The organism is Cellulophaga algicola DSM 14237 (assembly GCF_000186265.1).
Taxonomy (GTDB): Bacteria; Bacteroidota; Bacteroidia; order Flavobacteriales; family Flavobacteriaceae; genus Cellulophaga; species Cellulophaga algicola.
Genome location: NC_014934.1, coordinates 3,143,847 through 3,167,048, shown reverse-complemented (window position 1 = coordinate 3,167,048; position 23,202 = coordinate 3,143,847). Strand labels below are relative to the sequence as shown.

Sequence of the window (23,202 nt, the reverse complement as noted above, 5' to 3'; positions counted from 1 at the left end):
CTTATAAAAAAAGCGTCTGAAGAAATTCAGACGCTTTTTTTATATTATTTTGAAGGTATAAAATGCACTTGATCACCTTTTTTATAACTAGTATCTCCCGGAGGTAAACATGCAAATCCGTCTGTTTCTGCCAAAGAAGTTAAATCTCCTGAGCCATTATTTTCAATAGTTCTTGCAATTAATGTTGCGCCCTCCCATTCTAGGATTACAGGAATATAGAGCGTTAATACCGGATGTATTTCTACATCATTATTTAAAATCACAAAACGATCTCTAACTCCTAAACCCATAGAATTTTTCAACCAAGGTGAAAAATACACGTAATAATTAGAGAACGTAGACACCGGGTTTCCTGGAAAAGAAAATACGATTGTTTCATATTCCTCATGAACGCCAAACCAAAAAGGCCTACCTGGTCGTTGCAATACTTTATGAAAAACTTTTTCTACGCCTAATTCATCCATAACTTCAGGGATAAAATCAAATTTCCCTTTAGAAACGCCCCCACTTAATAAAAGCACATCATAATCTTGAAGTGTTTTTAAAATAGCTTCTTCTATGACCGGTTTATCATCTTGCAAATGTAAATGTGTTGCAACAATATTTTCTTTAATTAAAGCCGCTTGTAAAGACAATACATTTGATGTACGTATTTGATGAGGCTTAGGTGTTTGTGCAACGGGCACTAACTCATCACCTGTAGAAATTACACAAACAGTAGGTGTTTTTCTGATCACAACGCTCGTTTTACCTACAGATGCTAAAATACCAATCTCAGATGCAGCTATTCTAATCCCTTTTTCTAATAAAACCGTACCTGCTTTTTTATCACTCCCTTGAACATGTATATTCTGACCTTCTCTAGGCGCTGTATGTAGGGTTGCAAAGCCATCCTTAATATCAATATCTTCATACATAACAACAGTATCTGCGTTAACAGGCACTACTGCCCCGGTCATAATCTCTAAACAAGAGGTAGCATGTATTAGCTGTTGCTGCGGTAAACCTGCACTAATAACACCTGCTATTTTAAAGCGCTGTTCATTAGCTTCAAACGCGCTAAACTGAAGCGCTATACCATCTTTAGTAGACCTATTAAAAGGAGGGAAATCTCTATCAGCATAAATAGTTTCTGCTAATACACAATTTACACTTTCCATAAGTGGTACGGATACTGTTCCAAAATCTTTCGTGTACAACATTACACGCCTAAATGCCTCTTCATATGTAATCATAATACTTCTAATCCATTTTTGAGTAATACTCGTATTCCAACTATAAAAACCAATAAAGACGTCAAGCGTTTTATATTATTGGGCGTTAATTTCTTTAAACTTAATCGTATTCCCAATTGCCCTCCTAAAAAAACAGCTATTGCTAATAGTAAAGTTTCTTTCCAAGGCAAAGCAATCGTTCCACTATTTAATAGTCCTAATAATCCTGAAAAGGAATTTACTAAAATAAAAAAACTAGCCAAAGCTGCAATTTTCAATGCAGAGTTCCATTTAAAATGATTTAAGACGGGAGCTAAAAAAATACCTCCTCCAATCCCTACCAGACCAGAAAGAAAACCGATAGTTCCTCCCATGACATAACTAAAATATTTAGGGTATTCCTTTACCTCCTTCGCTTCTTTCTTTTTAGTAAATGTTTGACCCGCCAAAGCTAGAGCAGAAAGCACTAAAGACACCCCTAGGACAATAAAAAAAACGCGCTCATTCAATTTAAATGATGCTCCAATAAATGCTAAGGGAATACTCGCTATTACAAAGGGAATAAATTCTTTGATTTTTGCATGGCCGTGCTTAAAATACAAATAAGTACTCCCGCTTACCACCACCAAATTGCAAATAAGCGCAATAGAACGTATGGCAAAAAAACTAGGTAAGAATAACGTTAATAAAGCCAAATAACTAGAACCGCCCCCAAAACCAACCGAAGAATATAGCGTGGCAACAATAAAAAACCCTAAACAAAGAAGTATTAGAGGAGTACTATCTAAGAGCATAACTTTTCAGTTTATTAATACCGCCTTCTATATTTACTAGCCTTACTTCTGGTTTAATTGCTGTAATTAAATGTATGGCTTTCTGACTTCGGATACCTGATTGACAAATAACATAAATCGTTTTTGAATAATCGATTTTTTCAAGGTTACTTTCTAAATCGGACAAAGGAATATGTATGGAATCAGCTATGTGATAATGATGATATTCTTCTGTTGTACGCACGTCTAACAATTGTATTTTTTCAGATTGTAATAGTTCGGCAAACTGTTGCGCAGAAACCGATGCTTGTGGCACCGCACAATTAAATTCATAGCTATCTTTTAGTGCTGTTATAGTAATATTACCAGCTACTTTTTTAAAATTTATTTTTTGGTAATTCTGAGACAGACCATCAAACAACAAAAACTTTCCTGATAACACCTCTCCTATTCCTGTAATAACCTTCACGGCTTCTAGTGCTTGTAAACTTCCTATGATACCAGGTACAACCCCTAATACTCCATTCTCATCGCAATTCGGAATTTCGGCAGGATTTGGCATTGTTGGAAAAATACACCGATATGTGGGTCCGTTTTGATAATTAAAAACACTTACTTGACCTTCAAAACTATGCAAAGCTCCATATACAAAAGGTCGTTTTAAAATAACACAAGCATCATTTACCAAATAGCGTGTTGGAAAATTATCAGAGGCATCTAGCACTAAGTCATATTGAGCGATAAGCTCTAAAGCATTTTCTGTCGTTAGAAAAGTATGATGTGCTACAAGCTTTGTATCAGAATTTTGGACTTTTAATTTTTTTATTAATGAAGTTACTTTAGGCTCCCCTACTTCACTTTCATAATAACTTACTTGGCGGTGTAAATTAGACAAACTAACCACATCATTATCTACAATACCGAGTGTACCTACGCCCATAGCATTTAAATACGTTAATGCAGGAACTCCCAAACCACCAGCACCAATCACTAAAATTTTGGCTACAGATAGCTTTTCTTGTGCTTCTAAACCAAATTCTTTTAATTGTGTTTGTCGTGAATAGCGTTCTAGATTCATTATTGTGCTACTATTTTCAGTGCTTCTTCGTATTCCGTTATAGAATTAGCATTAAGCAATACTTGTTCATTTGAAGGAAAAACGAGTGCAACATCATTATGTATCAGAAATTTCCGCGGACAACTGCCTTGTTGTGTATTCATATATATTACAGAAGCTTTTAATCCTGCTGCTTCCCAAATTGCACACAAAGGTTCTGGAAGTGGATTTTCCTTTAAAGCAAATGAAGTTGCCAACTTAGTCGTATCTCTGGCATTTATTAATTCTTTCAAGGACGGAACATCAATCAACGGCAAATCACAAGCAAGAACTAGCCAAGCTACATTCGGATATTTATTATGAGCTGATAAGATTCCATTATACGGACCTCTAAACGTATCATCATCCGTAATAACCTGAAACTCTTTAGAAATTGCATCAACCTGATCATTTCGGATACTTAGGAATGTTTGGTCACAAACTTCTTCCAGTAGCTTATAAATATAATCGCGCTGCGGAATTCCGTGGTACGCTATCAACCCCTTATCTTTTCCCATTCGGGTACTTTTACCGCCAGAGAGTACTAATCCGTAAAGTTTATCTATTGAAGTCATTTTTACCTCCTGTTTTTTTAGCTAATTGCACATCAGTAATGGTAATGTCCTGAGACAAAGCTTTACACATATCATAAATAGTTAAAGCACTAATTGTAACCCCAGTTAATGCCTCCATCTCTACTCCTGTACGTTCGTTACATTTTACAGTACAAGAAATTTGCAAACTAGTACCCACTGGCTGAATATCAATTGCAATTTTTGATAATGCCAATTGATGGCAAAGCGGAATTAAATCTGCAGTTCTTTTCACGGCTTGAATTCCGGCAATCACTGCAGTCTGAATAATACTGCCTTTTTTTCCTAAAAAATCTTGTGCAGAAAGTGTCGTAAACACTTCTTTTGGAAAAATCACTCGACCGGTTGCTATTGCTACACGTGTTGAAATTTCTTTTTGAGAAACATCAACCATGGTCGCATTTCCCGAATCATCTATATGTGATAATTTATTTTCCATTATCCTCCTATTGAAGTCATAGAGTTTGAAAAAACTCCTTTATAATTCTCTTGTGCCTCAAAACCAGTTTTAGCTCTATTGCCTACTGCTTTTAAAATATTTTCTTTTACTGTTTCTTCTGAATTTTCACCCCGTAACGCTGTAATTAAATTAGTACTAGCTTTGGCATACAGACAAGTAATTACATCACCTGTTGCAGAAATCCTCAATCGGTTACACGATCCACAAAATGTTCTTGTAAACGAAGGAATCACACCGAAAGTACCGATAAACCCAGGAATTTTATAGTTAATAGATGTGGATGTTTTTGGCGATTCTAATTGATAATAATCGGGGTAAGTTTCTGCTATGTGTGCTAAAATTCGCTTATAGTCCCAAGCAATGGCCGTAAACTTTTTGGATCCCCCATTAAATGGCATTTCTTCTAAATAACGAATACAAACATTGTGGTGCTTTGCCAAATCTAGCATCGGGACAATTTCATTTATATTCTGCCCTTCTAAAGCGATACAATTAATACGAACATTAAAACCTTCTGTAATTAAACGAATAATATTTTCATATACAATGTCGTATTGCTTGCGTCTAGTAATTTTCTCAAAAACATCTTTCGTAATCGCATCTAAACTTACATTGATGTTTTTAATACCCAGTGCTTTCAATTCTGAAATATAGGGACCAATTACGGTAGCGTTCGTGGTGATTGAAATATCTTCTAGCGCATCAATTTTAGAAAGTTCACGTAGTAAAACCATTAAGTCTTTGCGGACAAAAGGTTCTCCTCCTGTAATTCTAATTTTAGTAATCCCCTGTGTAATCAGAATCTGACTTAATCGAATCAGTTCATCGATCGTAAAAAGTTTATCGTTTTCTGCAAAGTCTATTCCTTCAGACGGCATACAGTAATTACACCGCAAATTACAACGATCTGTAACCGCCAAACGCAGGTAATTAATAGTTCTATTATGATTGTCTACCAACATACTTTAGGAGTGTCTTAGCCTTTATTATACAGACTTATTACTACAAACTTTATTTTTAATTTTAGAAACCGTTTTTTATTCATAGAGCGATAAAGTAATACACTACTACGCTTGTGATTGTCGTTCTTACAAACTTCTGTAGCATCCGTATTAGCTGCATTTTCTACAAATCTCTTGTTCCTATCCGCCACTAACAGGCGGAATTATTGCTATTTCATCATTTAAATGCAAAAATACCTCCTCGCCCGCATACTCACTATTAACAGCTATCGCAAAAGAGGACAATTTGCTAAATTCCGGAAACAAAACAACCAAAACATCCTTTAACTCTTTTACGGTTGAAGGGGGTTTTGGTTGTGTTGGAACTTCATATTCCGAAGCTCCAATAATATCTTTGGCAATCCCGAATAATAAAACTTTCATTCTATAGCTATTAAGGCAGAAAGTTACGGATAATCACCGGCAATAAAAATCCTAAGGGATTATATTTTTGAGATTACTTACGGGTAACATACGTAGCCGATTCTGGCTTAGCATAATAGCCTTTTTCCATTGACTTGTCCGAAAGTGTTGCTTTTTCAAAATTAACAGTTTTGGCAACCCCCAATATCTTATTACCCTCAGCCTTATGCCAAGAAATGGATTTCGGCAGTTTTAATCCAGAAACCTCGGTCCAATCATTATAATTAATCCAACTAATTTTATCAGATTTCTCTCCTGTTCTATAGGTTACCGTATACCCCAACCAAGCCATTTGATTTGTTTTAGAATCATAATGTACATAATAGTTATCTTTTGGAGAAGTACCTACACCTTGATCAAAGCTAACTTTTATACCAGGATAAGATACACCGTCTACTTCCAATGCTTCTGTCTCAGAATAATTAACCCCTTTATCTGCCAATACAAAAGGCATTGCATAGAAATAAAAATATAAATTTTTATAAAAAACAGCATCACCTTTAAAATTATTTTCAGGATCTAATACCCAAGTTTTATCCCCTTCATTACCTCTTTCTACTTCCTCTGAAACTACTTTTTCATTTCTGGTATGTAAATCGATAGTATAATGTTCAAATCCTTCATCATTTGGCTTAACAAAAGTCAAGGTCTTTTGAGCTCTCCATGCAGCAATACCACCATGCACTTCCAAAACTTTCATGAAGTCTTCTGGATACTCCACCTTACTTTCTGTTGTTGAAACTTCTTCTGTTGTTTCTTTTACGGGTTCAGAAATCTGCTCGTTCTTTTTAGTGTCTTTACACGATAAAAAGAGAGCTACAACTAACGAAATAAGTACTAAGCGCATATAATGTATTTTATGGGTTGAAATGCTGAGTCGGTAAAAATATATTTTCATTACAAGAGTTACAGAAAATAATTGCATTAATTTATCGCAAATTAACTTAATACATTGTAAGGACGGTATATTAAGATTAGTTTATTTTTGCAGCAATGAATTCAACCAAACATATTAGCAGCCTTCAAAATACACTCATTAAAAATGTTCTTGTTTTAAAAGACAAATCAAGAGAGCGTAAAAAAACAGGAAATTTTATTCTTGAAGGTATTCGTGAGTTTGAATTAGCACTTAAAGGTTTTTATACTATTGAGACTGTTTTTTATGCTGAAGGTTTATTCCCTGAATCTAAAATAGAGGAATTAACTGCAACTTTAGCATACCAACCAGTGTTAATTAGTGTATCTAAAGAAGTGTACCAAAAAATTGCTTATCGCGAAACCACAGAAGGCATTTTAGCTATTGCAAAAGCAAAGACACACATTTTAAGTGAATTAAAATTTAAAAATAAAAATCCTTTAGTTTTAGTTGCGGAAGCACCTGAAAAACCAGGGAATATTGGGGCCTTATTAAGAACCGCAGATGCCGCTAATTTAGACGCTGTGATTATCGCAAACCCTAAAACCGATTTATACAATCCTAATATTATTCGTTCCAGTGTAGGTTGTGTATTTACAAATCCTATAGCTACAGGCAACACAACAGAAATTATTGCGTTTTTAAAAGAAAACAATATAAATATTTTCTGTGCCGCATTAACCGCTTCAAAAGTATATACTAACACGAGCTTCAAAACACCCTCTGCAATTGTAGTAGGTACTGAAGCGACTGGACTTTCTGAGGAGTGGTTAGAAAATGCAACTCAAAATATTATCATACCTATGGAAGGAGAAATAGATTCTATGAATGTTTCTGTTTCTGCAGCTATTTTAATTTTTGAAGCCAAAAGGCAAAGAAGTTTGTAAATACAAACAAAACAATTAATTTATTATATGACAAACGACGTATTTTTTTACCTCATTATTGCCATAGTAAGTCTTCAATTTATAATTGAAACTACAGTAGATTACCTCAATGCCAAACGATACAAAGATCCTGTACCAAAAGAATTAAATGACGTTTTTGATGCAGAAGAATATCAGAAATCTCAAGATTACAAAGCCACTAATTACAAGTTTGGGTTATTAACCTCTAGTTTTTCGTTGGTACTTACACTTTCATTTTTAATTTTTGGCGGCTTTGGCTATATTGATAGTTTAGCACGAAATTTTTCTGATAACACTATTATTATAGCGCTTATATTTTTCGGAATTATTATGATAGGGAGTGATATTATTACCACACCTTTTAGCTATTATTCTACTTTTGTAATTGAAGAAAAATTTGGCTTTAATAAATCTACCCCTAAATTATTTTTTGCTGACAAGCTTAAAGGATGGTTGATGACTTCTATTCTAGGAGGTGTAATAATTTCCTTATTTATTTGGTTCTTTAATTGGGCTGGCACTAATTTCTGGATATATGCTTGGGTATTAATGGCCGCTTTTGCTTTAATTATTAATCTTTTTTACAGCAAATTAATTGTCCCATTATTCAATAAGCAAACCCCATTAGAAGAAGGTTCTTTAAAAACTAAAATAGAAGCCTATGCACATGGAGTGGGCTTTGAACTTAATAATATTTTTGTAATTGATGGTTCTAAAAGATCTACAAAAGCCAATGCCTATTTCTCTGGTTTTGGAAAAGAAAAAAGAGTGACGCTCTATGACACTTTAATTAATGATTTAAATGAAGATGAGATTGTAGCTGTTCTAGCACATGAAGTTGGTCATTACAAACGCAAACACATTATTTTTAACCTATTTAGTAGTATTTTATTAACAGGATTTACATTATTTGTGCTCTCTTTTTTTGTAACTACTCCCGAGGTCTCCTTAGCGATTGGTGTTACCACACCTAGTTTTCATGCAGCACTCATCAGTTTTGGAATCCTATACACCCCTATTTCAGAAATCACAGGATTGGTTATGAATATGTTATCTCGAAAATTTGAATATCAAGCAGATGATTTTGCTAAAAACACTTTTTCTGCAACCCCATTAATTACCTCCCTCAAAAAATTATCTAAAAACAGTTTAAGTAATCTTACCCCTCACCCCGCTTATGTTTTCATGCATTATTCTCACCCGCCATTAATTGCCAGAATTAAAAATTTAAAGGCATAATATTTGTAGGATAGTTAAACAGATTGTGTTAAATTTAAGATATGATGACAGAAGCTGATATAGAAAAAGAAAATAAACAGATTGCAAAGCAGTACAAAGAACTGCTACGTATCAGTTATCAGACACTCAGCGATGATGATAAAAAACTTATCCGAAGTGCTTTTGACACCGCTGTAGATGCCCATAAAGATCAACGAAGAAAATCTGGTGAAGCCTACATCTTTCATCCCATTGCTGTTGCTAAGATTGTTGCATCTGAAATTGGTTTAGATGCTGTTTCCATTGCATCTGCCCTATTGCATGATGTTGTAGAAGATACGGAGTACACTTTAGATGACATTGAACGAATGTTTGGTGAAAGTGTTGCTCGTATTGTTGATGGTCTTACTAAAATTGCCCACCTGAAAAAAGATATGAACATATCGCAACAGGCAGAAAATTTTAGAAAGATGTTATTAACGCTCAATGATGATATAAGAGTTATAATTATTAAAATTGCAGATCGGTACCACAATATGCTTACGATGGATTCAATGCCTGAGTATAAGCAAGTAAAAATAGCCTCAGAAACACTTTACATTTACGCTCCTTTAGCGCATAGAATTGGCTTATATAATATTAAAAATGAACTCGAAGATTTAAGCTTAAAATATACAGAACCAGAAGTTTATAATGATATTTTAAGTAAAATAGAAGAGACTAAAGAAGAACAAAAAGAATATATTGAAAACTTCTCTTCAGTAATTAGCGATTCTTTAGACAAAGAGGGGCTTAACTACGCTATAAAAGGACGTATGAAGTCTATCTATTCTATTCGTAGAAAAATGGTAACCCAAAGTGTCACTTTTGATGAAATTTATGACAAGTTTGCCATTCGCATTATTTATAAATCAGACAAACCAAATGAAAAGTTTTTGGCTTGGAAAATTTATTCTATTGTCACCGATCACTTTACCCCCAATCCAGTACGTTTAAGAGATTGGATTTCCTCTCCTAAATCTACCGGTTATGAAGCTTTACACATTACCGTTATGGGGCCAATGGGTAAATGGGTAGAAGTACAAATTAGAAGTGAGCGAATGCATGAAATTGCTGAAAAAGGTTATGCCGCACACTATAAATACAAGCATGGAAACCAAAAAGAAATAGGTATTGAAGAGTGGTTAAATAAATTACAAGAAGCTCTTGAAAATGCGACAACGAACGCAGTCGATTTTGTTGAAGAATTTAAACTAAACCTATATTCAAAAGAAATCTTTGTATTTACGCCAAAGGGAGAATTAAAATCTTTACCTAAGAACTCAACACCTTTAGATTTTGCATTTAATATTCATACTGAGGTAGGTATGCACACTCGTGGCGCAAAGGTCAATGGTAAATTAGTACCCTTAAACACAAAATTAAATAGTGGTGATCAGGTAGAAATTATCACTTCCGAAAACGCACAACCCAACCAAAGTTGGTTAGATTATGCAACTACTGCGCGCGCAAGGTCTAAAATAAAATCTACTTTACGTGAAGAGAAAAAGAGTGTTGCGCTAGAGGGTAAAGAGATTTTGAGGCGAAAATTAAAATCGCAAAAAATTAATTTCTCTGAAGACACCATCAATAAAATGGTACTTTATTTTAAATTAAAAACAAGTTTAGATTTGTTTTATAGAGTAGGTATTGGCGCAATTGACAACCAGAAAATAAAAGATTATAGTGCATCAGACAGTAATGCATTTATTAACTTCTTTAAAAATAGAATTCGCCGTCCACAGACTTTAGATGATGTAGATAAGGATGAGATTACCTCAAAATATGATTTACTGGTTTTTGGTAAGGAAGAGGAAAAATTACCCTATAAAATGTCTCCTTGTTGCAACCCTATTCCTGGAGATAATGTTTTTGGTTTCATAAGCATAAACGAAGGCATTAAGGTGCATTCAAAAACATGCCCTAATGCTATATCCCTTCAATCTAACTACGCTTATCGGATTATAAGTGCCAAGTGGATTGATTCTAGTCAGCAAGAATTTACAGCAGAAGTTAATCTAACTGGTATTGATAATTTAGGTTTGGTAAGTAATATAACCGAAGTTATTTCTGGAAACATGCATGTAAATATGCGCAACATAAATTTTAGTACAGACGGAGGTACATTTAAAGGTAAAATAACGGTTGTAGTTAAGAATAATGAAATATTAAAAAAACTTATCAACAATTTAAAGGGGATTAACGGTATAGACAAAGTAACCAGAATTTAAATTTTAGGTGTACATTTGCAACCTGAAAGATGCAAAAGTTCTTATGAGCAATAACAAGAACCAAGACATCGTAAAAAATGTCTTTACAAAATTTTTAGAAGAAAACGGGCACCGAAAAACACCTGAACGATACGCTATACTCCAAGAAATTTACGATAGCGAAGAACATTTTGATATTGAGAGCTTATACATCAATATGAAAAATAAAAACTATCGGGTAAGTCGTGCTACGCTATATAACACCATAGAACTTTTATTGGATTGTAAATTGGTACGTAAGCACCAATTTGGCAAAAACCAAGCGCAATATGAGAAATCATATTTCGATCGTCAGCATGATCATGTAATTCTTACAGATACCGGCGAAGTGATGGAGTTTTGCGATCCTCGTATTCAATCTATAAAAAAAACCATAGAAGAAGTGTTTGATATCAAAATCACGAATCATTCGCTCTATTTTTATGGCATTAAAAACAAAGCAGAAAACAAGGACGATAATAAAAACAACTAACCAAATACACTAATGGCAGTAGATTTACTACTTGGGCTTCAATGGGGAGACGAAGGAAAAGGAAAAATTGTTGATGTACTTACTAAAGATTACGACATTATTGCTCGTTTTCAAGGGGGTCCAAACGCAGGGCACACGTTAGAATTTGATGGTATTAAACATGTTTTACATACAATACCATCAGGAATATTTCACAAAGGTGCAATGAACATTGTAGGAAATGGCGTGGTAATAGACCCAGTCATTTTTCAAAAAGAACTTGACAATTTAAAACAGTTTAATCTTGATATTAAATCTATCTTATTAATATCTAGAAAAGCACATTTAATATTACCTACACATCGTTTACTAGATGCTGCTTCTGAAACAGTAAAAGGAAAAGCAAAAATAGGTTCTACCTTAAAAGGTATTGGTCCAACATATATGGACAAAACTGGTAGAAACGGAATGCGTATTGGTGATCTTGAATTTGCAGATTGGAAAGATAAATACCGTGCTCTTGCAGACAAGCACGAAGCTATGATTGACTTTTACAATGTAGATATTCAGTATGATTTACCTGAACTAGAAGCAGATTTCTTTAAGGCAGTAGAAGCTTTAAAAGAACTTACTTTTATTGATAGTGAAGAATATTTATTTAAAGCTCAAAAAGAAGGTAAAAAAATCTTGGCAGAAGGAGCTCAAGGCTCTCTTTTAGATATTGATTTTGGAACGTATCCATTTGTAACCTCTTCTAATACTACGGCCGCAGGTGCTTGTACGGGTTTAGGAGTTGCTCCAAACCAAATAGGTGATGTTAAAGGTATTTTCAAAGCATACACGACTCGTGTAGGTAGCGGACCTTTCCCTACAGAATTATTTGATGCTGACGGAGAGACAATGGGTAGAGTTGGTAATGAGTTTGGCGCTACAACAGGTAGACCAAGACGTTGCGGATGGTTAGACCTTGTTGCTTTAAAATATGCGGTTCAAATTAACGGTGTTACCGAGTTAATGATGATGAAAGGTGATGTACTTAGTGGTTTTGAAAAACTAAAAGTATGTACTTCATACAATTACCAAGGAGAAATCATTACCCATTTCCCATATAATATAGAAGCGGAAAATATTACGCCTATTTATAAAGAAATGAATGGTTGGAATGAAGACTTAACGAAAATGACTTCTGCTGATCAACTTCCTAAAGCATTAAATGAGTATATTGACTTTTTAGAGAAAGAATTAGAAGTGCCCATAAAAATAGTTTCCGTTGGTCCAGATAGGACTCAAACGATACACAGATAAATTTAAAAAGCCACTTTCGAGTGGCTTTTTTTTTATAGTTAATCCTATTCTAAGTCCGTTGTTTACATTCTGTATTGTAGTACTGTACTATTTCTTTTATATGTTTCTTATTAAAATCTCTATGTTGAATTTTAGCTACTAAAGAAGTACATTTTTTAAAAAATCTGAAGCAGCAGCTTTAAAGTTTTTCGTAAACAATTGGTTAGCCCTAAATGCGTAGCTTTCTCTTCTCCTATTCGTAATACATAAAGATTTTTAATGTCATATCGTATTGGTCCCATATACATTGCACCACCACCCATTCCCCCTGGAATAAAGCCAGAAGAAAATCCTTGGGTATTTAGATTATATAGTGTTACCGCACCCTTTACAATTTCTTCTAACACCAATAGGGTATCTTACCTACTATGGGGACGTATTTATAAACAAATGCTTCGTCATCATTTTTAATTTCTATTGATTCTAATTTAGAAAAATCTATTTTTTCAGCCTTAGCTTTCTTCGACGTCTCAAATTTAACAAAATGAACTCTTCTGAGTTTAACATACCCTTTTCTTACAACCCTATCAGTATACAAAAAGGTTTCTTCAGTTTTCTGAGCAAAAGCAAAAAGAAGAAAAAAGCAACGAGAGCGTAAAAAACAGAAGAGAAATTTGTATGATCATAAATAGCTTTTAGAAGTACTGCTTTCATTTTTTTTTCAATTGAACTTTGATTAACAGTCTTTATTATTTTAGTTATTAATTTTAATAATCCGTCAATAATACTAAATTTATGCTAATCGGCTTTTGCCTGTATTAAAAATCCCTATTTTTGAGCAAAATTGTAAACCTAGTGCAGAAAGTCTTTGTTTTATTATTAGTCTTAATTAGTTCAACGCTTGGTTTTGCACAGCAAGACAAACCTGTTGAAAACAAACAGATAAACATCGTTTACGGTGGAACCTTTACTAAAGATGAAGCTAAAGCACCTGGCGCATCTATTTTTAGTATGGATGACAGGCAAGTACAGTTTGAACATCAAGGAGCAGATTTATGGTGTGACTATGCTATATTCTACCAGAAGGAAAACCGATTGAAAGCAGTGGGAAATATTCGGCTACAACAAGGAGATTCTGTCCAAATGACTAGTGGGAAAGTAGATTATGACGGAAATACAAAGCTTGCCAAAGCATGGCAAAATGTTATTCTAGAACAAAATCCAGGAATGCGCTTAGAAACAGATACCCTACGTTTTGATCGCGAAAAACAAGAAGCATATTATAAAGATTTTGGTACCGTAATAGATTCTACCAACACGCTTACCAGCCAGATAGGTCGGTATTACATGGAAACTAAAAAATATCAATTTCTAGATAGTGTTCATATTGATAATCCAGAATACAAAGTAGATTCAAAACAACTTGATTACTATACGTCTTCTAAAAATGCCTATATGTATGGGCCTTCTACTGTAACTGGTAAAACCTACAAGATTTATTGTGAGCGTGGTTTTTATGATACTAAAGTAGAGAGCGGTTACGGAATTAAAAATACTCGAATAGATTACAACAATAGAATCATAGTTGGCGACAGTGTATACTTTAACAAAGCAAAAGAATATGCCTCTGCCACCAATAACATCACCATAACAGATACGGTAAATAATGGAATTATACGTGCACATTATGCTGAAGTTTTTAAGGCTAAAGATTCCGTTTTCGCAACAAAAAGAGCTGTCGCTATTAGTTTAGTAGAAAAGGATTCGCTTTATATTCACGGCGATACGCTTATGATTACGGGAAAGCCAGACCAACGTATTATGCGAGCGTTTAAAAATGCTAAATTTTATAAAACCGATTTAAGTGGTAAAGCAGATTCTATTCATGTGGAAGAAGCTACGGGCTTAACACAGCTTATTGGAAAAAAAATACCCCAAGACACTAAAGAAGTGTATTGGCCAAAATATTATCCGGTAATCTGGAATGGAGAAAATCAAATGACAGGAGATAGTATTCATTTGATTTCAGATTTAAAAACAGAAAAACTAGATTCTTTAAAAGTAATAAAAAATGCGTTTATTGTCTCTTCTGATACCATTGGAAAAACAGGATACAATCAAGCTAAGGGCATCGATTTATATGGCAAATTTATTGAAAACAGTTTAGACGAAGTCGATTTAATTGGGAATACAGAAGTCGTCTATTGGATGTATAATGATGATCAAGAACTCATCGGTATTAATAAAACTATTTGTAGTAAAATTAATATCACCTTCAACGAAAACGATGTTGAAGATTTAACGTTTTACGTAGATCCTGACGGCGCTATTTTTCCTGAGAAAGATTTAGAAGAAGAGTTAAGAATTTTAAAGGGTATGGTTTGGCGTGGTGATGAGCGAATCATGACCAAAGAAGATATTTTTGATGAAGACGACAATAACATTAAACTTGTTGTAATACAAGGAATAGAAAACCCTATTGATATCGATGCAGAAGAGGAACAGCGCAGTAAAAACTCATCAGACCCTGTAAATAATTTACCTACAAACACAACCGTCCCTAAAAAGAAGGCTGTTACATCTAAAAATAGCACTAGCAAAGCTGCTATTAAAAAGTCTAACTAATCCTCAATGAAAGAAGACTTTTACAAACATCAAACCCAAACAACACCACATCCTTTAGCCTTAGAAGTCTCTCATGCTAAAGGCAGTTATATATATGATACAGATGGTCATGCTCATTTAGATTTTGTTGCTGGAGTTTCTGCTTGTAGCTTAGGTCACTGCCACCCAAGAGTTTCTCAAGCCATTAAAGATCAAGTAGATAAATATGCACATGTAATGGTATATGGGGAATACATACAAGAACCTGCAGTTAGCTACACCAAACTATTAGCTTCTTTATTACCCAAAAATCTTGAGACAACCTATTTAGTTAACTCAGGTACCGAAGCTATTGAAGGAGCTTTAAAATTAGCACGAAGAGCAACAGGTAGGACAGAAATTTTTGCTGCCAATCATGCATATCATGGGAATACTATGGGGAGCTTAAGCGTTATGGGCTATGAAGAGCGGAAAAGTGCTTTTAGACCCTTAATACCAGATGTACGGTTTATACCATTTAATGATAACGCAGCTATAGCGGCTATTACAGAAAAAACAGCAGGCGTAATTCTAGAAACCATTCAAGGAGGTGCCGGGTTTATAGAACCAAAAAATAATTTCTTAACGAAAATAAGAAAACGTTGTACCGAAGTTGGTGCATTACTAATTTTAGATGAAATACAGCCTGGTTTTGGCAGAACAGGAAAACTATTTGCTTTTGAGCATTACAATTGCATTCCTGATATTCTTGTCATAGGCAAAGGAATGGCAGGCGGTATGCCCGTAGGGGCTTTTGTAGCGTCTCATAAATTAATGCAAACCTTACAAGATGCTCCAAAATTAGGACATATTACTACCTTTGGCGGCAACCCCATTATAGCAGCAGCAAGTTTAGCTACCTTGCGTGAAATAACGGAAACACAATTAATCGCTGAAACCTTAGAAAAAGAAAAACTTTTTAGAACACTACTACAGCATAAACTAATTAAAGAAATTAGAGGAAGAGGATTGATGCTTGCATTAATTCTTGACCATTTAGAAGTTGCGAACCATCTAATTTTAACAGCTGCCAAAGAAAAACTAATTCTTTTCTGGCTTTTATTTGAGCCTCGAGCAGTACGTATTTCGCCACCCTTAACCATTTCCAATCAAGAGATTACAACAGGTTGTGAGCAAATTATATCTATTTTAGATCAGTATTAAACAACTTTGTTAACTATTTTGTTAATAATCCAGTCATACAACTTAACTAAAAATAAGTTGTATGAACTATATTTAAGATATCCGAAAAAAAAGAAAGGCCTATGGCATTAGATGCAGAGGAAAAACCGAGCCAACCGATTACCAAGTTTGAATCCATGTTAAAGACGGATGATGTCTATTTTTTTGACTCAGAAGATTTTGAGGATATTATACATCATTACCTAAACAATGGTAAAATTGCCTTAGCAAAAAAGGCAATCAAAATAGGCTTACAACAACATCCAGCTGCAGCTGAGTTAAAACTCTTGCAAATAGAAGTTTTTGTTTTTGAAAACAAGCTTGAAGAAGCAGAAAAAATGTTAGATGATTTACAACAGCTAGATCAACACAATGAAGAAATTTACATTCAACGTGCAAATATTTTTTCTAAAAAAGATGATCATTTAGGGGCCATAAATTTATTAGAAAAAGCATTAGACTTAACCGATGATGGTTTTGACATCTATTCCTTATTAGGTATGGAGTATCTTTTTATGGATGATTTTGAAATGGCCAAAAAGAGTTTCATGAAATGTGTTGAGTTTGATGATGAAGATTACTCATCCTTATACAACGTAATTTATTGTTTTGAGTTCTTAGAAGAATATGATGGTGCTATTTTATATCTCAATAAATATTTAGAAGATAATCCATATTCTGAAGTTGCATGGCATCAATTAGGAAAACAATATTTTTCTAAAAAAATGTATAAAGAAGCATTAAGTGCTTTTGATTTCGCCATTATTTCTGACGATACATTTATAGGGGCTTATTTTGAGAAAGGAAAAGTATTAGAAAAACTTGGCTTATATAATGAAGCTATAGAAAATTACGAAACCACAATTAAAATAGAAGACCCTACATCACATGCGTATTTGCGTATTGGAAAATGCCATGAAAAATTAGGTAACACAGAATTGGCTAAATATTATTTTTATCATACAGTACATGAAGACCCCTTACTGGATAAAGGTTGGCTAGCCATTACAGATTTCTATTACCGTTTAAAAAATTACGAAAAAGCTGCTTATTATATTAATAAAGCAACTAATATAGACGGTGAAAACCCTATCTATTGGAAAAAAAGTGGTAAAATAAGTGCTGCATTGCATAAATATGATGAAGCCGATTTTGCTTTTAAGCAAGCAATTGACTTTGGTAATTATGAACTAGATACTTGGTTACAATGGGCTTATGTCGTAGAAAAAAACAAAGATTTTGAATCTGCTATTACCATACTTACTCAAGCAAAAGAATTTCATCCTGAAGATGCAGAAATTTTATTTAAGCTTTCTGGTAATTACAGCTTAATGGGAGACCTAGAAATGGCTAAAAAATATATTGCTCAAGCCTTAATTTTAAACCCGAAAGGTTTAGATAATTTTCAAATTAATTTCCCAAATTTCTGTACGACAGAATGGATGCAAAACATATTAGAACAATATAAAAACGCTTCCAAATAAAAAAAGTATTTTTGTTTTTTTAGCATATGGAAAATCGCAATTTATTACAGTACTTTTTTATCACCTTGAAAGGAATGGCTATGGGCGCTGCAGATGTAGTCCCTGGCGTATCTGGTGGTACTATCGCATTTATTTCAGGTATTTACGAAGAGTTAATTGATTCTATTAATAATGTAAATCTGTCACTTTTTAAAACACTTCAAAAAGAAGGGTTAAAGAGTTTTTGGAAACAACTTAATGGTGATTTTTTAGTAGCCTTATTTCTAGGTATTGGTATTAGCGTACTTTCATTAGCTAAAGGAATAAGTTGGCTACTTTTAAACGAACCTGTGCTTTTATGGTCTTTCTTTTTTGGACTTGTTGTCGCGAGTATTTTATTCGTAGGCAAATCTGTAGAAAAATGGAACGTAGCAACAATACTTATGCTTATCATTGGCACTGGTCTTGCTTATTATATAACTACGCTACCACCTTCTGAAAATACGGGTAGTATGCCTTTCTTATTTTTATCAGGAGCGCTAGCAATATGTGCCATGATTTTACCTGGTATTTCAGGAGCTTTTATTCTCGTCCTTTTAGGGTCTTATAAAGTAATCCTCGATGCTGTTCACGAGTATGATTTAAAAATTATAGGTACTGTAGGTTTAGGTGCATTTTTTGGATTATTGAGTTTCGCGAGACTTCTAAAGTGGATGTTTAAACATTATAAAGATTTAACATTAGCGGTACTTACAGGCTTTATTCTAGGTTCCTTAAATAAAATATGGCCTTGGAAGAAAATTTTAGAAACAAGAGTTTTTGGCGATAAAGTTATTACTGTTGACGAACAAAGCATTTCTCCTTTTACTTATGAAGGAGACAACCAATTAATGTTTGCTATTCTATTAGCTATTATTGGCTTTTCTTTAATATTACTCTTAGAAAAATTAGCCTCTAAAAAGTAAATAATATAATTATGCATGCACCTAGAACATTTTCCGATAAGTTTTGGCTTGTCATTAAAGGCTTGTGTATGGGTGCGGCAAACAAAGTACCAGGAGTTTCTGGTGGTATTGTTGCATTTGTGGGTGGTTTCTATGAAGAATTTATTTACTCCCTTCAAAAAATAAATATAAAATCTTTTAAACTTTTAGTAAATGGAAGGTTTAAAAGTTTTTACCAATATATAAACGGACAGTTTTTAACATTGTTGATTTTCGGAATGCTTGTCAGTTATTTTAGCATTTCAAAATTACTAGATTACTTCCTCGCCTATAAAGAACTTTATGTTTGGTCTGCATTCTTCGGAATGATTATTGGGTCTATTTATTATATTTCCAAAGATTTTGACCATTGGAATAAGAAAACTATTCCTGCTGGCTTATTTGGTTTAATTCTAGGTATTGCGATTAGTTTTTTAAATCCCGCTACACAAAATGACAACCTAATATTTATCTTCTTTTGCGGAATGATTAGCGTTTCTGGAATGACCTTGCCAGGTCTGTCTGGATCTTTTATCCTTATTTTACTTGGAAATTACGTACTCCTCTTGGTAGACTCTGTCAATGCCTTATACGATACTTTTTCTGAAATTTTACAAGGTGATTTTTCATTTACTCAAAACCACAAAAGGCTAAACACACTAAAAATACTAGCTGTTTTTACAACAGGTTCAGCCGTAGGTTTGGTAACACTATCCCACCTACTTACCTATTTATTAAAACATTTTAAACACATTACAACAGCAATTATCATTGGCTTTATTACAGGCTCCTTAGGTGTTGTATGGCCATGGAAAAAAACAATTTTGAAAACAGCTGCAGATGGCACTTTGCAGGTAGATTCTAATGGTAATCAAATAATAGTTAATTACGAAAGATATTTTCCCGAGTTAACAAGTGCAGAAACTTGGTGGGCATTTTTATTTGTGCTGATAGGGGTTTTTATTCTTTTAGGTTTAGATTGGTATGGAAAAAATAGAAAGTAAAATCCGTTTTGGGTTAATAGGAAAAGATATAGACTACTCATTCTCTAGAGCTTATTTCACACAAAAGTTTAAGGATTTGAATTTAGATACATATTCTTATGAAAATTTTGATTTTCAAGACATTAAAGAATTAGATGCTGTTTTAAAAAGTAATTCTAATATTAAAGGTTTCAATGTTACTATACCTTATAAAGAAGAAGTTTTCCCGTTTCTATCAAGTATAGATGAAAAAGCTAAAGAGATTGGCGCCGTTAATACTATAAAATATACAGAAGACGGATTAAAGGGGTACAATACAGATTATTACGGATTTCAAAAATCCATAGAGCCCTTTATTAAAGAGCATCATAAAAAAGCACTAATATTAGGAACTGGAGGCGCTTCAAAAGCTATCGCTTTTGTATTTAAAGAGTTTGGTATTGAATACACTTTTGTCTCTAGAAGGAAAAAAGAAAATCAATTTACCTATCAAGAACTTACCCAGGAGATTATAGAAGATTATACCGTAATTGTAAACTGCTCTCCTGTGGGTACATTTCCAGATATCACAAAAAAACCAGCAATTCCATACCAATTTATCGGTAAAAAGCATTTGTTATTTGACCTGATATATAATCCCGAAAAGACTGCTTTTTTAGCTTCTGGAGAAGCGCGAGGAGCTCAAATTAAAAATGGAGATAAAATGCTAGAATTACAAGCTGAAAAAGCTTGGGAAATATGGAATAGCTAATCTTGCAAGTTCTAAAGGAATAAAACGCAAATATTTAGATTTTCTACACAACTTTTTTACATTTTTTTTGGTATTAAGGTGGTTGTTACTATCTTACCAATGAATTAGGCAAAAAAGCCAAATACGTACGTAATGTTGGACGAGAAAGACGAGAAACTATCTAACGATAGTAGTAATGAAGAATCAATAGACAAGAATGAAGTTGTAGTTACACCTTCAGAAAACAATACTATTGATGATATAGAAGCAACTTCTAAAAACACTCCTGAGGGAAGCGAAGAACTTAATGAAGAGAACATTCCAGAAGAAGACGTTCTTAATGAAATTGACGATTCTAATGCTGAGGATGCTGAAGATACAGATAATCACCAAAGACATGTAATTCCACTTTTAGACTATCATTCAATGTCTATGGAAAATTTGGTGGGCGAGTTACAACGTTTGGTTAAAAATGAAAAAGTACAAGCCATCAGAAAACATGTTGATGGTATTAAATACGAGTTTGATTTAAAATTTCAAGAATTTTTAGAACATAAAAAAGAAGAGTTTGTTAGTAATGGCGGTAATGAAATAGATTTTAAATATAATTCTGTTACCAAAAGACAATTCAACGAAGTATATTCTGAGTATAGAGATAAGAAAAATCAATACCACAAGAGTCTTGAAAACAGCTTAAAAGACAATCTAGAAAAAAGACTTCAAATTATTGAAAACTTAAAAGGTTTGGTTAATGTAGAAGAAGACATTAATACGACCTATAAGAATTTTAAAGATTTACAAGAAAGCTGGCGTGTAGCTGGCCCTATTCCTAGAAATAACTATAATGATGTATGGCGCACTTACCATCATCATATTGAAATCTTCTATGATTTTCTACATCTTAATCGTGAATTGAGAGATTTAGATTTTAAACGTAATCTAGAAGAAAAAGAAAAACTAGCAGAAAGAGCTGAGGCTCTTAAGGATGTTCCAGATCTAAATACAGCTTTTCAAGAATTACAGACCCTACATAAAATCTGGAAAGAAGATATTGGCCCTGTAGACAAGGATCATAGAGAAGCAATATGGGAACGTTTTAGCAATGCAACAAAAGCTTTACACAATAGAAGACAAGGTTACTTTGCTGAGCTTGAAAAAACTTATGAAGTAAATCTGGTTAAAAAACATGAGATTATTGAAGGTATAAAAGTTATTACCACTGATGTTTCTAAAAACCATAAAGGACTACAACAACAGATTAAAGAGATTGAAGCATTACGTGAAAATTTCTTTGCTGCTGGAAAAGTACCACAAAAGGTAAATGAAAAAACTTGGGCGTCTTTTAAAGACAGCGTTCGAGATTTTAACAGACAAAAAAATGCTTTCTATAAAGACCAAAAGAAAGAACAACAAGATAATCTGGATCAAAAAAGAGCTTTATTAGAGCTTGCGTTATCATTAAAAGACAGTGAAGATACTGCTACGGCAACTTCTGAAATGAAACGTATACAGAATGAGTGGAAAAAAATTGGTCATGTCCCTCGTAAATTTTCTGATAAAATTTGGAAACAATTTAAAGATGCGTGCAACCATTATTTCGATCGCTTAAATGCTAGTAAAAATGAAGCACAAAAAGACGAATTAGAGAATTTTGAGCTTAAAAACACCTGTTTAGAGCGTTTGCAAGGATTTAATTTATCTGGCAATAGAAATGAAGATCTTAATACTATAAAAGGTTTCATAGCAGAATGGAAAGCTATTGGTCGTGTACCCTTCAATAAGAAAAGTATTAATGCTAAGTTTAATAAGATCTTAGATGCTTTATTCAAGAAGCTAGACATAGAACGTCAAGAAGCTGAAATGATGAAGTATGGCAATAAGATTCAGCAAATTACTAATGGTGAAGATACAGAGCAAGCATTACAGAGAGAACGCACTTTTATTCGTCGTAAAATTGACGAAAGTAAAAGTGAAGTTCGCCAGTTAGAGAATAATTTACAATTCTTTTCTAATGCATCTGAGGATAGTCCCGTTGTTAAAGATGTGATTAAAAAAATTAATTCACATAAAGAGGATTTAGAAACCTGGAAAGAGAAATTAAAAAAGCTCAACATTCTTAAAAATAATTTAAATAAAGAAGCCGAAGAAGAAATTGAAGATAACTCTGAAACCGAAACTGAAGCATAAATCACAACACCTCTAGGCCAATTTTACACTTAATTGTAGGTAATACTGGCTTTAGAAAAATAAGCTATTCCCACCAACTCAAAAGTGACGTTGGTGGGTTTTTGTTTTCTATAGATGCCTGGAATTCTACGCTTTGTATACCAGATAAAAAAGAAGATGATGTTTTAGAATGCTTTATTAAGCGTACCAAAAGAGCAGCTATTACAATTAGATATGCTTACTATTGGTGCTATTTTAGATTTAACTTTTAAAAAAACATCAAGAAAAATTTATAATATTTAATCTTAAGTATCGTATTAAAATTGAGCTATAGTATTCAATATTTCTAAGACCGAACAAAAAAATATGTGTCAACTCCAGATACAGACAAAGGCAATACACTTTC

The 23,202-nt window shown here is 33.5% G+C and carries 21 protein-coding genes; 12 read left to right on the top strand and 9 right to left on the bottom strand.

Annotated features, from left to right (window positions below):
* Positions 1-44 precede the first annotated feature (44 nt).
* The 8 genes from CELAL_RS13715 to CELAL_RS13680 form a co-directional block, all read right to left on the bottom strand.
* Positions 45-1,235 carry a molybdopterin molybdotransferase MoeA gene (locus CELAL_RS13715; protein ID WP_013551500.1) on the bottom strand — a complete coding sequence of 397 codons (1,191 nt, stop codon included), beginning with the start codon at positions 1,233-1,235 and terminating at the stop codon, positions 45-47.
* Positions 1,232-2,008 (bottom strand): sulfite exporter TauE/SafE family protein, encoded by a 777-nt coding sequence (locus CELAL_RS13710; RefSeq protein ID WP_013551499.1) that lies wholly within the window; start codon positions 2,006-2,008, stop codon positions 1,232-1,234. Before CELAL_RS13710 ends, CELAL_RS13715 begins: the two co-directional genes overlap by 4 nt.
* The gene (moeB, locus tag CELAL_RS13705) at positions 1,995-3,065 is read right to left on the bottom strand and encodes a HesA/MoeB/ThiF family protein (protein WP_013551498.1); all 1,071 of its coding nucleotides are present in this window, start codon (positions 3,063-3,065) and stop codon (positions 1,995-1,997) included. Before moeB ends, CELAL_RS13710 begins: the two co-directional genes overlap by 14 nt.
* A complete protein-coding gene (gene mobA, locus CELAL_RS13700) occupies positions 3,065-3,658 on the bottom strand; it encodes a molybdenum cofactor guanylyltransferase (protein WP_013551497.1) in 594 nt (197 codons plus the stop codon). The genes moeB and mobA overlap by 1 nt, the downstream gene beginning before the upstream one ends.
* On the bottom strand, positions 3,642-4,115 hold the full coding sequence (moaC, locus tag CELAL_RS13695) for a cyclic pyranopterin monophosphate synthase MoaC (protein ID WP_013551496.1): 474 nt from the start codon (positions 4,113-4,115) through the stop codon (positions 3,642-3,644). The genes mobA and moaC overlap by 17 nt, the downstream gene beginning before the upstream one ends.
* Positions 4,115-5,098 (bottom strand): GTP 3',8-cyclase MoaA, encoded by a 984-nt coding sequence (gene moaA, locus CELAL_RS13690; protein ID WP_013551495.1) that lies wholly within the window; start codon positions 5,096-5,098, stop codon positions 4,115-4,117. Before moaA ends, moaC begins: the two co-directional genes overlap by 1 nt.
* Before the next feature lie 180 nt (positions 5,099-5,278).
* Positions 5,279-5,521: a MoaD/ThiS family protein gene (locus tag CELAL_RS13685; protein WP_013551494.1), complete on the bottom strand. Its 243-nt coding sequence runs from the start codon at positions 5,519-5,521 to the stop codon at positions 5,279-5,281.
* 73 nt (positions 5,522-5,594) lie between these two features.
* Positions 5,595-6,407 carry a DUF6503 family protein gene (locus CELAL_RS13680; RefSeq protein ID WP_013551493.1) on the bottom strand — a complete coding sequence of 271 codons (813 nt, stop codon included), beginning with the start codon at positions 6,405-6,407 and terminating at the stop codon, positions 5,595-5,597.
* Positions 6,408-6,553: 146 nt separating this feature from the next.
* Between CELAL_RS13680 and CELAL_RS13675 the strand changes: the two genes are divergently transcribed.
* The 5 genes from CELAL_RS13675 to CELAL_RS13655 are packed head-to-tail and all read left to right on the top strand — an operon-like array spanning position 6,554 to position 12,667.
* Positions 6,554-7,363 (top strand): TrmH family RNA methyltransferase, encoded by an 810-nt coding sequence (locus tag CELAL_RS13675; RefSeq protein WP_013551492.1) that lies wholly within the window; start codon positions 6,554-6,556, stop codon positions 7,361-7,363.
* Between the two features lie 27 nt (positions 7,364-7,390).
* Positions 7,391-8,623, top strand: a complete 1,233-nt coding sequence (locus CELAL_RS13670) for a M48 family metallopeptidase (RefSeq protein WP_013551491.1) — start codon at positions 7,391-7,393, stop codon at positions 8,621-8,623.
* Positions 8,624-8,667: 44 nt separating this feature from the next.
* A complete protein-coding gene (locus CELAL_RS13665) occupies positions 8,668-10,872 on the top strand; it encodes a RelA/SpoT family protein (protein ID WP_013551490.1) in 2,205 nt (734 codons plus the stop codon).
* Between the two features lie 43 nt (positions 10,873-10,915).
* Positions 10,916-11,383: a Fur family transcriptional regulator gene (locus CELAL_RS13660; protein ID WP_013551489.1), complete on the top strand. Its 468-nt coding sequence runs from the start codon at positions 10,916-10,918 to the stop codon at positions 11,381-11,383.
* Between the two features lie 12 nt (positions 11,384-11,395).
* On the top strand, positions 11,396-12,667 hold the full coding sequence (locus CELAL_RS13655) for an adenylosuccinate synthase (RefSeq protein ID WP_013551488.1): 1,272 nt from the start codon (positions 11,396-11,398) through the stop codon (positions 12,665-12,667).
* Between the two features lie 155 nt (positions 12,668-12,822).
* On the opposite strand, the gene CELAL_RS13650 is transcribed toward CELAL_RS13655, so the two are convergent.
* Positions 12,823-13,053: a hypothetical protein gene (locus CELAL_RS13650; RefSeq protein ID WP_013551487.1), complete on the bottom strand. Its 231-nt coding sequence runs from the start codon at positions 13,051-13,053 to the stop codon at positions 12,823-12,825.
* A 427-nt stretch (positions 13,054-13,480) separates the two neighbouring features.
* On the opposite strand from CELAL_RS13650, the gene CELAL_RS13640 reads away from it, so the two are divergent.
* From CELAL_RS13640 to CELAL_RS13610, 7 genes are all read left to right on the top strand, one after another.
* The gene (locus tag CELAL_RS13640) at positions 13,481-15,271 is read left to right on the top strand and encodes an OstA-like protein (RefSeq protein ID WP_013551486.1); all 1,791 of its coding nucleotides are present in this window, start codon (positions 13,481-13,483) and stop codon (positions 15,269-15,271) included.
* 6 nt (positions 15,272-15,277) lie between these two features.
* Positions 15,278-16,453 carry an aspartate aminotransferase family protein gene (locus tag CELAL_RS13635; protein ID WP_013551485.1) on the top strand — a complete coding sequence of 392 codons (1,176 nt, stop codon included), beginning with the start codon at positions 15,278-15,280 and terminating at the stop codon, positions 16,451-16,453.
* A gap of 101 nt (positions 16,454-16,554) precedes the next feature.
* Positions 16,555-17,955 carry a tetratricopeptide repeat protein gene (locus tag CELAL_RS13630; protein ID WP_013551484.1) on the top strand — a complete coding sequence of 467 codons (1,401 nt, stop codon included), beginning with the start codon at positions 16,555-16,557 and terminating at the stop codon, positions 17,953-17,955.
* 26 nt (positions 17,956-17,981) lie between these two features.
* Positions 17,982-18,899: a DUF368 domain-containing protein gene (locus tag CELAL_RS13625; RefSeq protein ID WP_013551483.1), complete on the top strand. Its 918-nt coding sequence runs from the start codon at positions 17,982-17,984 to the stop codon at positions 18,897-18,899.
* Between the two features lie 11 nt (positions 18,900-18,910).
* A complete protein-coding gene (locus CELAL_RS13620; protein ID WP_013551482.1) occupies positions 18,911-19,921 on the top strand; it encodes a DUF368 domain-containing protein in 1,011 nt (336 codons plus the stop codon).
* Entirely contained in the window at positions 19,902-20,651 is a 750-nt protein-coding gene (locus CELAL_RS13615; RefSeq protein ID WP_013551481.1) for a shikimate dehydrogenase family protein, read from the top strand. Before CELAL_RS13620 ends, CELAL_RS13615 begins: the two co-directional genes overlap by 20 nt.
* A gap of 132 nt (positions 20,652-20,783) precedes the next feature.
* Positions 20,784-22,817, top strand: coding sequence for a DUF349 domain-containing protein (locus CELAL_RS13610; protein ID WP_013551480.1), 2,034 nt, complete (start codon positions 20,784-20,786; stop codon positions 22,815-22,817).
* Positions 22,818-23,202: the final 385 nt, after the last annotated feature.

What these genes read in the sequence shown, in the direction of transcription:
- CELAL_RS13715 (WP_013551500.1), bottom strand. Translation starts at nt 1,235, where the DNA reads ATGATTACATATGAAGAGGCATTTAGGCGTGTAATGTTGTACACGAAA.
- CELAL_RS13710 (WP_013551499.1), bottom strand. Translation starts at nt 2,008, where the DNA reads ATGCTCTTAGATAGTACTCCTCTAATACTTCTTTGTTTAGGGTTTTTT.
- moeB (WP_013551498.1), bottom strand. Translation starts at nt 3,065, where the DNA reads ATGAATCTAGAACGCTATTCACGACAAACACAATTAAAAGAATTTGGT.
- mobA (WP_013551497.1), bottom strand. Translation starts at nt 3,658, where the DNA reads ATGACTTCAATAGATAAACTTTACGGATTAGTACTCTCTGGCGGTAAA.
- moaC (WP_013551496.1), bottom strand. Translation starts at nt 4,115, where the DNA reads ATGGAAAATAAATTATCACATATAGATGATTCGGGAAATGCGACCATG.
- moaA (WP_013551495.1), bottom strand. Translation starts at nt 5,098, where the DNA reads ATGTTGGTAGACAATCATAATAGAACTATTAATTACCTGCGTTTGGCG.
- CELAL_RS13685 (WP_013551494.1), bottom strand. Translation starts at nt 5,521, where the DNA reads ATGAAAGTTTTATTATTCGGGATTGCCAAAGATATTATTGGAGCTTCG.
- CELAL_RS13680 (WP_013551493.1), bottom strand. Translation starts at nt 6,407, where the DNA reads ATGCGCTTAGTACTTATTTCGTTAGTTGTAGCTCTCTTTTTATCGTGT.
- CELAL_RS13675 (WP_013551492.1), top strand. Translation starts at nt 6,554, where the DNA reads ATGAATTCAACCAAACATATTAGCAGCCTTCAAAATACACTCATTAAA.
- CELAL_RS13670 (WP_013551491.1), top strand. Translation starts at nt 7,391, where the DNA reads ATGACAAACGACGTATTTTTTTACCTCATTATTGCCATAGTAAGTCTT.
- CELAL_RS13665 (WP_013551490.1), top strand. Translation starts at nt 8,668, where the DNA reads ATGACAGAAGCTGATATAGAAAAAGAAAATAAACAGATTGCAAAGCAG.
- CELAL_RS13660 (WP_013551489.1), top strand. Translation starts at nt 10,916, where the DNA reads ATGAGCAATAACAAGAACCAAGACATCGTAAAAAATGTCTTTACAAAA.
- CELAL_RS13655 (WP_013551488.1), top strand. Translation starts at nt 11,396, where the DNA reads ATGGCAGTAGATTTACTACTTGGGCTTCAATGGGGAGACGAAGGAAAA.
- CELAL_RS13635 (WP_013551485.1), top strand. Translation starts at nt 15,278, where the DNA reads ATGAAAGAAGACTTTTACAAACATCAAACCCAAACAACACCACATCCT.
- CELAL_RS13630 (WP_013551484.1), top strand. Translation starts at nt 16,555, where the DNA reads ATGGCATTAGATGCAGAGGAAAAACCGAGCCAACCGATTACCAAGTTT.
- CELAL_RS13625 (WP_013551483.1), top strand. Translation starts at nt 17,982, where the DNA reads ATGGAAAATCGCAATTTATTACAGTACTTTTTTATCACCTTGAAAGGA.
- CELAL_RS13620 (WP_013551482.1), top strand. Translation starts at nt 18,911, where the DNA reads ATGCATGCACCTAGAACATTTTCCGATAAGTTTTGGCTTGTCATTAAA.
- CELAL_RS13615 (WP_013551481.1), top strand. Translation starts at nt 19,902, where the DNA reads ATGGAAAAAATAGAAAGTAAAATCCGTTTTGGGTTAATAGGAAAAGAT.
- CELAL_RS13610 (WP_013551480.1), top strand. Translation starts at nt 20,784, where the DNA reads ATGTTGGACGAGAAAGACGAGAAACTATCTAACGATAGTAGTAATGAA.